General features: G+C 63.7%; 13 protein-coding genes. 8 read left to right on the forward strand and 5 right to left on the reverse strand.

Going from position 1 to position 12109, the window contains the following annotated elements:
* Positions 1–14: 14 nt before the first annotated feature.
* The 4 genes from J2W94_RS02105 to trxA form a co-directional block, all read right to left on the reverse strand.
* A complete protein-coding gene (locus tag J2W94_RS02105; protein ID WP_310089976.1) occupies positions 15–791 on the reverse strand; it encodes a queuosine precursor transporter in 777 nt (258 codons plus the stop codon).
* Positions 792–1073: 282 nt separating this feature from the next.
* Entirely contained in the window at positions 1074–1793 is a 720-nt protein-coding gene (locus J2W94_RS02110) for a DUF502 domain-containing protein (protein WP_310089977.1), read from the reverse strand.
* 117 nt (positions 1794–1910) lie between these two features.
* A complete protein-coding gene (locus J2W94_RS02115; RefSeq protein ID WP_310089978.1) occupies positions 1911–2363 on the reverse strand; it encodes a DUF4442 domain-containing protein in 453 nt (150 codons plus the stop codon).
* Between the two features lie 85 nt (positions 2364–2448).
* The gene (gene trxA / locus J2W94_RS02120; protein WP_310089980.1) at positions 2449–3312 is read right to left on the reverse strand and encodes a thioredoxin; all 864 of its coding nucleotides are present in this window, start codon (positions 3310–3312) and stop codon (positions 2449–2451) included.
* A 136-nt stretch (positions 3313–3448) separates the two neighbouring features.
* Between trxA and J2W94_RS02125 the strand changes: the two genes are divergently transcribed.
* Genes J2W94_RS02125 through J2W94_RS02135 form a run of 3 tightly spaced genes read left to right on the forward strand, consistent with a single transcriptional unit; the run spans position 3449 to position 4901 of the window.
* Positions 3449–4078 carry a hypothetical protein gene (locus J2W94_RS02125; RefSeq protein WP_310089981.1) on the forward strand — a complete coding sequence of 210 codons (630 nt, stop codon included), beginning with the start codon at positions 3449–3451 and terminating at the stop codon, positions 4076–4078.
* Positions 4075–4290: a helix-turn-helix transcriptional regulator gene (locus J2W94_RS02130; RefSeq protein ID WP_310089982.1), complete on the forward strand. Its 216-nt coding sequence runs from the start codon at positions 4075–4077 to the stop codon at positions 4288–4290. The genes J2W94_RS02125 and J2W94_RS02130 overlap by 4 nt, the downstream gene beginning before the upstream one ends.
* Positions 4287–4901: a DUF998 domain-containing protein gene (locus J2W94_RS02135; protein ID WP_310089983.1), complete on the forward strand. Its 615-nt coding sequence runs from the start codon at positions 4287–4289 to the stop codon at positions 4899–4901. The genes J2W94_RS02130 and J2W94_RS02135 overlap by 4 nt, the downstream gene beginning before the upstream one ends.
* A 161-nt stretch (positions 4902–5062) precedes the next feature.
* Here J2W94_RS02135 and J2W94_RS02140 read toward each other — a convergent pair whose 3' ends face one another.
* A complete protein-coding gene (locus tag J2W94_RS02140) occupies positions 5063–6391 on the reverse strand; it encodes a metal-dependent hydrolase family protein (protein ID WP_310089984.1) in 1329 nt (442 codons plus the stop codon).
* Positions 6392–6496: 105 nt separating this feature from the next.
* Between J2W94_RS02140 and leuS the strand changes: the two genes are divergently transcribed.
* From leuS to rsfS, 5 genes are all read left to right on the forward strand, one after another.
* Positions 6497–9130 carry a leucine--tRNA ligase gene (gene leuS / locus J2W94_RS02145; RefSeq protein WP_310089985.1) on the forward strand — a complete coding sequence of 878 codons (2634 nt, stop codon included), beginning with the start codon at positions 6497–6499 and terminating at the stop codon, positions 9128–9130.
* A gap of 74 nt (positions 9131–9204) precedes the next feature.
* Complete coding sequence (gene lptE / locus J2W94_RS02150; protein WP_310089986.1) at positions 9205–9747, forward strand: LPS assembly lipoprotein LptE; 543 nt, start codon at positions 9205–9207, stop codon at positions 9745–9747.
* Entirely contained in the window at positions 9747–10781 is a 1035-nt protein-coding gene (gene holA, locus J2W94_RS02155; RefSeq protein WP_310089987.1) for a DNA polymerase III subunit delta, read from the forward strand. The genes lptE and holA overlap by 1 nt, the downstream gene beginning before the upstream one ends.
* A 200-nt stretch (positions 10782–10981) precedes the next feature.
* The gene (gene nadD, locus J2W94_RS02160; protein ID WP_310089988.1) at positions 10982–11644 is read left to right on the forward strand and encodes a nicotinate-nucleotide adenylyltransferase; all 663 of its coding nucleotides are present in this window, start codon (positions 10982–10984) and stop codon (positions 11642–11644) included.
* A 30-nt stretch (positions 11645–11674) separates the two neighbouring features.
* Positions 11675–12091 carry a ribosome silencing factor gene (gene rsfS / locus J2W94_RS02165; protein WP_310089989.1) on the forward strand — a complete coding sequence of 139 codons (417 nt, stop codon included), beginning with the start codon at positions 11675–11677 and terminating at the stop codon, positions 12089–12091.
* Positions 12092–12109: the final 18 nt, after the last annotated feature.

The raw sequence follows: 12109 nt of genomic DNA on the forward strand, positions 1-12109 counted from the left end.
GTACGCCCGTTAGCTCAATCCGCTGCGGCTTCCTCGCGCAATTCCTGTTCGCGCGCGGCGCCCAGGTAGACGCGGATGCCGCGCCGCATCAGATAGAGCAGCGGGATCAGCGCGATCGCCGCCAGCATCTTGTAGGCGTAGTTGACCGTGCTCACCGCCAGGAACAGCGAGGTCGGCCACTTCTGCGGCCCCAGCACGAAGGCGATGTACAGGACCACGAAACTGTCGACCAGCTGCGACACCGCAGTGGAACCGGTGGCGCGCAACCACACGTGCTTCTCGCCGGTGGCATTGCGGATACGGTGGAATACGGCGACGTCGATCAACTGTCCCAAGAGGAACGCGACGATCGAACCGGCGATCGTCCACATGCCCTGGCCGAAGATGGCGGAGAAAGCCTTCTGGTAATCCGGTACGCCCTGCGATTGCGCGGCCGTCACCCACCAGCTGGCCGGTGCCAGCGCAATGGCGGCGAAGGCGAACAGGAAGCCGTAGACGATCAACGCCACCGCCACCCAGGAAATGAACTTCACTCCGCGCCTGCCGAAGAATTCGTTGATGGTGTCGGTGAGGATGAACACCATCGGCCACAGCAGGGTGCCGGCGGTGAAACTCAGCGAACCCTTCTGCCCGAACAGGTTCCATTCGAACGGCGCGATGCCCAACGTGTCTTCCAGCGCGAAGATCTTGACGCCGATGAATTCAGCCAGCACCGCATTGACGCAGAAGAATGCGGCTAGTGCGATGAACAGCCTTACCGCGCGGTCGTCGAGCGTGCGGGGCCGATTCATTCGGCTTCCCTCGGATACCGGCCTTGCGCATTGCGCGTCGGCAGCGGAATTCCTTTCAGCTCCAGGTGGTTCTCGAAGGCTTCCTCGTGCGCCGGCGCCCATCCGTCGTGGTTGTTCTGAAAGCAGCTTTTGCATACGGTCAAATCGTAACCAGGGATCCGTTGGTAGCCGTGCACACCGGCGCCTGCTTTGCACCTGGTCCCGCAGATATCGCAGGGAAAGGTCAGTACGTGTGCCTGGCGCATTTACTAACCTCTCAGCGGTATTGAAGAGCTATCGAAGTCAAAGGATGGTCGGTGGTGCCATTCCGGCGTCGGAAGCGGAAGCTTTTACCCTGTCTACATCGCGGGTGAACGGCACGCTTTCCGGCGATACCGCGCCGCCGGAAATGATGAAGCTCATCGCCTGATCCACGGTCCAGTCGGTGGGCGTGAGCATTTCGATGGGTACGATTTCCAGGTAGCCGGAAGTCGGATTGGGCGTGGTCGGCACGTACACGGCGGCGAGTTCGCGGCCGGTGCCTTCCTCTTTGAGGATGCGCGTCACCAGGCCGACCGATTTCATTTCCTTGTGCGGGAAATCCACCAGTACCACGCGCTGCGTGTTGCCCGGCTTGGTCTGCAGGATGTCCAGCAGCTGCCGCGCGCTGGTGTAGATGGTGCTGGCCAGCGGAATGCGCAGGATCAGCAGTTCGAACCAGCCCAGCATGCGCTGTCCGATCACGCGCCGGGTCAGCACGCCGACCGCCAGGATCACGAACAGCGTCGCCACCAGTGCGATGCCGGCCTGCACCCACTGCGCGTTGAACCACCACATGTAATCGGGAAAGGACGCGGCGATCTGGTGCGATAGCGGCCCCACCAGGGGCCTGCTGATGTCCGACAGCAGCACGAACACGAACTTCACCACCACCCACGTCAACCAGATGGGCAACAGGGTCAGCAGGCCGGTGAGGAAGAGCTTCTGCAGGGAGGGGCGAGGAGCATGGGGGTCGTTGGGCATGCCGCATTGTAGCGGCGGGCGGGCGCGGGAGACGGGATATTGCCGTTTTCGCCATCACTCCCAGCCGTCATTCCCGCCTTCGCGGGAATGACGAAAAAATGTTCGCTGGCTGCGACTCTAGCGACGCGCCGGCTTCAGCCTCACGTAGATCTGCTTGCGCACCCGCGCCACCACCTCGCCTCGCCCATCGACGATATCCACCGGAAACCATTTCAGGAATTTCTCGCCGCCCGCAGTGGCGGCGCGGATTTCGTCCAGGGCGCTGTCCTCGACGTTGAACTCGGCGTGCACCGTGCCTTTGCCCGGCTTCACGAACTCGATCTCGGCCGCCTTGTCCCAGACGATGTAGTCGCGACCCAGGCATTCCTTGATCGGAATCATCCAGAACGGATCGGTCATGGCGAACAGATTGCCGCCGAAATGGGTGCCGACATAGTTGCGGTTCCACGGGCGCATGCGCATTTCGACGCGGACATGGCGCCAGTCGGCGGAGAAACGGGTGACATGGATGCCGCTGGCCACGAAGGGCGGCCAGCAATTGAAGATCAGGCGCAGGGTGGAGGGTTTCACGGACGGACTCAGGGGGCGGAGCCCGAAACACTACCATACGATTGAGTATGGTAGGCCGATGATCCTTTCCGGAGGCGAGCCGGAACTAGAACAGCAGCGAAGACATCTTCCGCCGGTACTGACCCACCAGGCTTTCGTCCTCGACCACGCGGAAGGCGTCGATGAGCGCCTTCTTCGGCAGACCGTCTTCGTAGCCGCGGTCGCGCCGCAGCATTTCCAGGAACTGCTCCAGCGCGGCCTGTTCCTTGCCGCCCAGCAACTGCTGCGCGCCGAGCAGGCGGCGTGCGCGCAGGTCGTCCGGATTGGAGGCGATCGCCGCTTCCAGGACTTCCGCTGGCGGGGCGTCCTTCAGCAGCGCGGCGAAGCTCAGTCGCGAGCGTGCGCGAACCGCGCGGTCATCGGTGGCCAGGTTGGCGGGCAGGGCATCGAGCAGCGCTTCGGCTTCGGTGGCCGCGCCGGTCTTGAGCAAGGCCAAGGCAAGGTCGAGCTTGAGTTCGGCCTTGTCGGGCTCGGTCTCGATCGCCTTGCGCAGGGCCACGACTTGCGCATGCGGATCCGCGGGCGCGACTTCTTCCGCAACAGGCTCTTCGTTGGCGGCCTGGCCGGGTTCGACCCCGTGCTGTTTCAGGAATTCGCGCAGCTGGCCTTCCGGCACCGCACCCGGGAAGCCGTCGACGATCTGTCCGCCCTTGACCAGGAACACGGTCGGCACCGAACGGATCTGGAAAGCCGCGGCGATCTCCTGTTCCTTGTCCACATCGACCTTGGCCAGCCGGAACGCGCCGTTGTATTCGCCGGCGAGCTTTTCCAGGGTCGGTCCCAGGGTCTTGCAAGGCCCGCACCAGGTGGCCCAGAAGTCGACCAGCACGGGAGTCTGCAGGGATTTCTGCAGGACTTCGGCTTCGAAGGTTTCGGTGGTGGCGTCGAAGACGTGGGCAGAGTCGGACATGGCAAGGCTCATTGAAAAAATATGCGGCTGACATGGTGCCAGCCGGAGCGGGAAACAAGTTGATGTAAAAAAAACTTGACATGGTGTGAACTAAATGTAATATGTAGTTTACATATAGTCAGCTATGAGTTACGTGATGAGAAAGCAGAATGGATGGCTGGTTGGAGCTTTGCTGGTGAGCGCGTTTGCGCTGTGGCTGCTGCTCGCCGGACCCGAGCGCATATTGGGTTTCGATAGCGGGCAGGCTGGCATGGTGTTGCTGATGGCGACGGCTTGGCTGTCGCTGTACCGCATCTCGAAGACGCCGCGCGATCAGCTTGAAGGCATGGCTTCGCCCGGCGAATGGCGGGCCTGGCTGGGACTAGGTTTCATGTTGATGGCAGTGGTCTATTTCTTGGTCAAGGCGCAGGTCTTCCAGCAGATGTCGGCATGGAACGATCCGCGTGCCGCTGCGGTGGCCCGCAACCTAGTCATGCTGCTGATCGCCTGGGCGGTGCTGTCCAATGTACTGGGCTCGCGTTGGAAGGGTGCGGTGCAAGAAGACGAGCGCGATCGCGAGATCGAAAAACAGGCGGCCGGCTGGGGTCGCGGAGCGCTGGTTTTTTGCATCGTCGGCATCGTGGCGATGCTCGGTTTTTCGCCCACGGAGAAGCTGCAGTGGGCCAAGCCGTTCGTGATAGCGAATCTGCTGGTGTTCGCGCTGATGTGGGGCTGGTTGTGCGAATACGCGGCGACGGTCGCAATGTATCGGCGCGATAGCCGGTGAGCGGCACGCCCATCGCCAACGAGATCCGCCGCTGGCGCTTTGAGCGCGGCGAAATGACCCAGGAAGCATTGGCCCAGGCTTGCGGTGTCACCCGGCAGACGATCATCGCCTTGGAGGCGGGAAAGTATTCGCCTTCGTTGGAACTGGCGTTCCGCATCGCGCGCGCCTTCGGCGTGGGCATAGACGAGGTTTTCAGATGGAAAACGGAATGAGCCGCGGCGCGCGCTTCGCGGGCATCATCGGCGCCGTGTTGTTCGTTGCGGCAGTGGTTGGATTCGGCACGGCGCTGGACGGCTATCTGCAGTCGCAGCATCCGGTGGCGTTATTGGGAGCCAAGGACTTTCCGCATGCGCTGGCCTTCAACCTGCTGGCTTTCGTGCTGCCGGGAATGCTGGCAGGCGTCGTAGCGATGACGCTTCGCCATCGTTTGCCTGCGGATGCGGGCTGGACGGCGCGCATTGGCGCGCAGTTGGTGTTCCTTTCGGCGCTTGCGTTCATCGCCATGGGTCTGCTGCCGCTCGACGCGAATGATCTGGAGAGCGATGCCAGCCGTCTGCATGGCACGGCATGGATGCTGTGGGCTGTGGCTTTCGTCTCCGCCGCGGCGCTATTGGCATCGGGATTGTGGCGCGATCGGCAGTGGTCGCGGTTCGCGCGTCTTAGCTTGGCCGCAGCGCTGGGCGTGCTAGTTGCCGCGTTCGTGCAAACCGACGCGATCCCCGCTGGCGTTGCGCAGAGGATCGCATTCGGAATCTGGTTCGCATGGCTGACCTACGCAGACGCCTCACGGAGACGTTATCGATCCGGTCCGGAAAAACAATAAAAGCGGCGTCGTGGGAGCGACGTAGTGGGAGCGGCGTCCCGCCGCGAGCTCTTGCTCTTGCTTCTGTTCCCGCTTGCGCTGTCCGCCAAAGCAAGAGCTCACGGCGGGACGCCGCTCCCACGTAGATAGGTTTTCGTCAGTGAACGTCGCTGGCGTCGTGATTACTCGGTATCGGGTTTCCGGTACACCACACCATCCTTCATCACGAAATCCACCTTCATCACGTTGTTTATGTCGGCCACCGGGTCGCCTGGCATGGCGATGATGTCGGCGCGCTTGCCGGTTTCGATCACGCCCTGATCGTCCGCGCCGAGCACGCTGGCCGCATGCACGGTCGCCGCCTGCAGCGCGTAGGAGGCGGGAATCCCCGCTTCGACCATGTAGAGGAATTCGCGGGCATTGTCGCCATGCGGACCCACGCCCATGTCGGTGCCGAAGGCGATCTTCACGCCGTTCTTGTAGGCCCTGCCGGCGGTCCGCTGGATCTGCGCGCCGATGCGGATCGCCTTGGGCCGCACGATCTCCGGGAAGTAACCGTCGATCTTGGCCTTGTCGGCGACGAAACGTCCGGCGTAGAGGGTGGGCACGTACCAGGTGCCTTTTTGCTTCATCAGCGACATCACTTCGTCGGTCATCTCGGTGCCGTGCTCGATGCTGGTGACGCCGCCCAATACCGCACGCTTCATGCCTTCGGCGCCATGCGCGTGCGCCGCTACCTTGTAGCCGTAGTCGTTGGCGGTATCGACAATGGCGCGCACTTCCTCCACGGTGAACTGCGGGGCATCCGCCGATTTCGCGTAGCTGAGCACGCCGCCGGTGGCGGTGATCTTGATCACGTCGCTGCCGTCCTTGTAGCGCTGGCGCACGGCCTGGCGCGCGTCGTCGACGGAATTGATCACGCCTTCGGTGGGGCCGGGTGGGCCCAGCAAGTGCTCCAACTCGCTGTTGAAGCCGTTGCTGGGGTCGGCGTGGCCGCCGGTGGTGGCGATGGATTTGCCGGCGGCATAGATGCGCGGACCCTTCACCAGGCCCTGGTTCACCGCGTCCCGCAGGTGCGGGCTCACTTCACCGCCCAGATCGCGCACGCTGGTGAAACCGGCCATCAGGGTCTTGTCCGCATAACCGACCGACCGGAACGCATAGTCGGTGGGGTCCAGGCGGAAGCCTTCGGAATAGCTCTGCGGATTGGATTGCTGACCCAGGTGCACATGCAGGTCGGTCCAGCCGGGCATGCAGGTACGGCCGGCGAGGACGATGGATTCGGTGCCCTCCGCCAGTTTGGCCCGCCCCGGCACCACCGAGTCGATCTTGCCATTGCGGACGACGATGGTGTGTTCGCCCAGCATCTTTCCGCTGCGGGCATCGAACAGGCGCTCGCAGTGCAAGGCCTGTGCGGGGCCGGGATCCGGAGAGGGAGCGACGGAAGGGGATTCGGCGGCGGTCGCGGCCTGGCTGGCCAGGGCGATCAGGAAAAAGGGCTTCAGGCGCATGGCGGGCTCCGGGAAAGGTCGGCCATCATAGCCATCGGCATGGCGATGCTTGGTGCACTGCGGTACGCTTCGCAGCTTGATTTCAGCGCCGAAGTCCGCCCAAGCATGTCAGTTTCCGCCGAACCCGCCGTCCACGATCCCAAATCCGTCGAAACCGCCGCCCAGTCCTACTGGGACCGGAATCGCGCGTTCGAGGTCGACGAAACCTCCGACAAGCCCAAGTTCTACTGCCTGTCGATGCTGCCGTACCCGTCCGGCGCGCTGCACATGGGTCACGTGCGCAACTACACCATCGGCGACGTGATCAGCCGCTACCAGCGCATGGCCGGCAAAAACGTGCTGCAGCCGATGGGCTGGGATGCGTTCGGCCTGCCGGCCGAGAACGCGGCGATCAAGAACCACACCGCTCCGGCCAAGTGGACCTACGCCAACATCGAGCACATGCGCAGCCAGCTGAAATCGCTGGGTTACGCGATCGACTGGTCGCGCGAATTCGCCACCTGCCGCCCCGATTACTACGTGCACGAGCAGCGCATGTTCGTGCGCCTGCTGCGCAAGGGCATCGCTTACCGCAAGAATTCGGTGGTCAATTGGGATCCGGTGGATCAAACCGTACTGGCCAACGAGCAGGTCATCGACGGCCGCGGTTGGCGTTCCGGCGCCATCGTGGAGAAGCGCGAAATTCCGCAATGGTTCCTGCGCATCACCGATTACGCGCAGGAATTGTTGGACGGACTGGACGACCTGCCGGGGTGGCCGGATTCGGTCAAGACCATGCAGCGCAACTGGATCGGCCGTTCGGAAGGGCTGGAGATCAAGTTCGCGGTGGAAGGGCAGGAGTCGCTCACTGTGTTCACCACGCGACCGGACACGCTGATGGGCGTGACCTTCGTTTCCATCGCCGGCGAACACCCGTTGGCGCTGAAAGCCGCCGCGTCCAATCCGCAACTGGCCGCTTTCCTGGACGAGCTGAAGCACGGCGGCGTGTCCGAAGCCGAACTGGAAACCCAGGAAAAGCGCGGCATGGACACCGGCCTGCGCGCGGTGCATCCGGTCACCGGCGACAAAGTGCCGGTATGGGTCGCCAACTTCGTGCTGATGGGCTACGGCACCGGCGCGGTGATGGCGGTGCCGGGCCATGACGAACGCGATTTCGAGTTCGCGCACAAATACAAGCTGCCGATCCAGCAGGTGATCGCGCTGAAGTCGCCGAAGAGCGAAATCGAACAGAGCTACGATCCAAATACCTGGCACGATTGGTACGGCGACAAGTCCCGCGCCGACCTGGAGCTGGTGAACTCCGGCGAATTCGACGGTCTGGGTTATCGCGGCGCCTTCGAAGCGCTGGCCGAGCGGTTCGAGCGCCAGGGTCGTGGCCAGCGCCGCATCAACTACCGCCTGCGCGACTGGGGTGTGTCGCGCCAGCGCTATTGGGGTTGCCCGATTCCGGTCATTTACTGTGCGACTTGCGGTGCGGTGCCAGTGCCGGAATCGCAATTGCCGGTGGTGCTGCCCGAAGACGTGACTCTGGACGGGGTGAAATCTCCGATCAAGGCCGATCCGGAATGGCGCAAGACCACTTGCCCCGAGTGCGGCGGCGCTGCCGAGCGCGAGACCGACACCTTCGACACCTTCATGGAATCCAGCTGGTATTACGCGCGCTACACCTCGCCCGGCGCCAAGGACATGGTCGACAAGCGCGGCAACTACTGGCTGCCGGTCGACCAGTACATCGGCGGAATCGAGCACGCGATCCTGCATCTGATGTATTTCCGTTTCTATCACAAGCTCCTGCGCGACGCGCGGCTGGTGGACAGCGACGAACCGGCCACCAACCTGCTGTGCCAGGGCATGGTCATCGCCGATACTTATTACCGCGAATCGGCGACCGGCAACCGGGAATGGATCAATCCCGCAGACGTGGAAGTGCAGCGCGACGAACGCGGCCGCGTCATCGGCGCCGCATTGGTCGCCGACGGCCAGCCGGTGTCGATCGGCGGCAGCGAGAAGATGTCCAAGTCCAAGAACAACGGCGTGGATCCGCAGGCGATGGTGGACAAATACGGCGCCGACACCGTGCGCCTGTTTTCCATGTTCGCCGCGCCGCCGGAACAGTCGCTGGAGTGGAACGAAGCCGGTGTGGAAGGTATGTCGCGCTTCCTGCGCCGCCTGTGGGCGCAGGTGCAGAAGCACGCGGCGACGGGTGCGGCATCGGCTCCGGATCCGACCGCGTTGTCCGCGGAACAGAAGGCGCTGCGCCGCAAGACCCACGAGACCATCGACAAGGTCGCCGGCGACTACGGCCGCCGCCATGGTTTCAATACCGCGATCGCGGCGGTGATGGAACTGTCCAATGCGTTGAACAAGTTCGACGATATCAGCGACAACGGTCGCGCCATCCGCCAGGAAGCGCTGGAAGCGGCAGTATTGCTGCTCAATCCCATCACGCCCCATACCAGCCACGCATTGTGGCAGGCTCTGGGCCATGAGGAGACGTTGCTGGAGAACCTGCCGTTCCCGCAAGCCGACACCTCGGCGCTGGTGCGCGATCAGCTGACGCTGGCGGTGCAGGTCAACGGCAAGCTGCGCGGAACTATCGAGGTGGCCACGGACTTGCCGCGCGATCAGATCGAGGCGCTGGCCAAGGCCGAACCCAATACCGCCAAGTTCATGCAGGGCCTGGAAGTCCGCAAGGTGATCATCGTGCCGGGCAAGATCGTCAATATCGTGGCGGCATGAGCGGAGCGGACGATATTCACCTGCCATCCGGGTTGGCTATTGCCGCCCATGGCGGGCTCGTCCAGACTTCGCCCATGATCAGAACCCCCGCGTCACCTGTCCTGCGCCTGTTGACGGCCTTCGTGCTCGTCCTGGGTCTGTCCGCCTGCGGCTTCCATCTGCGCAACAAGATCGCCTTGCCGGCCGATCTGGGTCCGGTGCGGGTCACCTCGACCACGCAGTACAGTCCCTTGGCCGAAGCGGTGGCCGTAGGCCTGCGCCATGCTGGCGCAGTGCCGGCCGATGCCGACGCCAAGGACGTTGCGAGCCTGCAGATTCTTTCCGAACGTTGGGGCAACCTGCCCATCGCGATAGATGATCGGGGCAGGGCGCAGGAATTCAGCCTGCGCTACGCAGCCGTCTTCGTGTTCCGTCGCGCCGATGGCACCGATCTGGTGCCGCAGCAGGTGGTTGAGCTTTCCCGTGACTACGTTTCGCCCCCCGAGAACGCAACAGGTACCGAAACCGAACGTGAAATCCTGGCCAACGAACTTCGTCGCGAGATGGCTGCGGCAATCCTGCGCCGCGTCGATGGCGTGATCCAGGGCGGCGCTCAGGGCCAGAAACCCGCCCCCTGATGGAACTGACCCCGGAACGGCTGGTCGCGTTGCCCGATGACGCAACGCTGCATCCGGTTTATCTGATCGCCGGACCCGAAATGCTGCGTGTGCTGGAAGCGGCCGATGCCGTGCGCCGGCAGGCACGCGCTCAGGGGATAGGCGAGCGCGAGGTCTTCGATGCCGACGGCCGCGATTTCGATTGGAGCACGCTCGAAGCCACCTTCAATGCGCCCAGCCTGTTCAGCGCGCGCCGCTTGGTGGAAGTGCGTCTGCCCACCGGCAAACCGGGCAAGGATGGCGCCGAAGCCATCGCCGCGTTCTGCGCCAATCCGCCGCCCGACGTAGTCCTGCTGATCACGGCCGGCGAATGGAGCAAGGCCCACCACGGCAAGTGGACCGATGCGATCCCCAGAATCGGGATGCTGGCCATCGCCTGGGCGATCAAACCGCATGAACTCGCCGGCTGGGTCGAGAGCCGGTTGCGCGCCAAGGGGCTGCGCGCCGACCGCGACGCGGTGCAGATCTTGGTCGAACGCGTGGAAGGCAACCTGCTGGCGGCTGCGCAGGAAATAGACAAGCTGGTCTTGCTGGCCGACGGCGATACGTTGGATGCGGAAAAGATGGAAGCGTTGGTCGCCGATGCCGCGCGCTACGACGTATTCCGTCTGACCGATGCCGTGCTGGGCGGGCAGGGGCCGCAGGTGTCGCGCATGCTCGCCGGCCTGCGCGCCGAAGGCGATGTCGTCGCCGGTCTGATGCCCATGGTGGTCAAGGAACTGCTGCGCACCGCCGCACTGGCGCGCGCGCAGGCGCGCGGCGCCAACCTCGCTTCGGAAATGAAAGCGCAAGGAATCTGGGAAACCAAGCAGGCGCCGTTCAAGCGTGCGCTGCAGCGCCATCCCAATCCCGCCCGCTGGGATCGTTTCGCCGCCGAAGCCTCGCGCATAGACCGCATCGCCAAGGGCCGCGCGGACGGTGATGCCTGGGTGGCGATGGAGCGCCTGCTGCTGGCTATCGCAGAAGCCAAGGCCGTACGTTTGCTGGTGGCTTGAGTGGTTGCCGCCAGAACGTATCCTCCGGCCCCCACTGATGTCGTCCCAGCGAAAGCTGGGATCCACTTTGATTCTGCTCTGCTCTGAAGTCTCACAGTGAGAGGCAAGATCAAGATGGATCCCAGCTTTCGCTGGGATGACGATAAGGGGGCTGTAAGGGTTTCTGGCCATTCCGTTCCGAGAATTCATTGCCTACTCCAATGCTGAAACTTTTCTACGGAGGCACCTTCGATCCCGTCCACAACGGGCATCTGGCCATCGCGCGCGCCGCGCGCGATGAACTGGATTGCACGGTGCGCCTGATGCCTGCAGCTGACCCGCCGCATCGCGCGCCGCCGGGGGCCGATGCGGCGCAGCGCGCGAAGATGCTGGAGCTGGCCGTGGCCGACCAGCCGGGATTGCGGGTCGACCGGCGCGAGCTGCAGCGCGATGGCCGCTCCTACACCATCGATACCTTGCGCGAACTGCGGGCGGAATTCGGCCCCGCAATGCCCATCGCCCTGCTGATCGGCGCCGACAGTTTCATCGGTCTGCCGACCTGGCGCGAATGGCGGACCTTGTTCGATTTCGCCCATTTCGTGGTGGCGCCGCGTGCCGGCAGCCCTTTGGATGGTGAACTGCCGGCCGAACTGACGGCGTTGGTCGAGGGGCGCTGGACGGATTCCCCCTTAGGGCTGAAAACCGTGCCGGCGGGCCGGTTATTCCTGCTGGGCCAGCCGCTATACCCCGAATCGGCCAGCGACATACGCCGCCGGATCGCCCAAAACCAGGCCTGGCAAGGGCTGGTGGCGCCTCCGGTCGCCGAATTCATCGCCCGGCACCATTTGTATTCACGGCCGGCACCCGGACCCAGTCCGCTATAATTCGCGGTAATCCCAGGAGCTTCCAAGCCTTTGTCCAGCCAAGCACAAGTCATCAAGACCCGTCTGCCCAATCCGCCGCCCTCCGTCCCGGTCCTGCTCGCCACCGTGCATGCGGCGCTCGAAGAACTCAAAGCCAAAGACGTCGTGGAAATCGACGTGCGCGGCAAGTCCAGCGTCGCCGACTACATGGTGATCGCCTCGGGCACGTCCACCCGCCACGTCAAATCCAGCGCCGACGAAGTGGTCAAGTTCGCCAAGAAGCTCGATGTGATGCCGCTGGGCGTAGAAGGCGAGCGGGAAGCCGAATGGGTGCTGGTGGACCTGGGCGACGTCATCGTCCATGTGATGTTGCCGCGCGTGCGCGAGTTCTACGCGCTGGAGCGCCTGTGGACGGTGGGCGACCAGCCGCCGGACGACCACGAAACCTCGGATGAAGATCGGCTCTGACAGTTCCGTGTCTTTTCC

It is taken from the genome of Pseudoxanthomonas sacheonensis (assembly GCF_031455975.1).
GTDB lineage: Bacteria > Pseudomonadota > Gammaproteobacteria > Xanthomonadales > Xanthomonadaceae > Pseudoxanthomonas_A > Pseudoxanthomonas_A sacheonensis_A.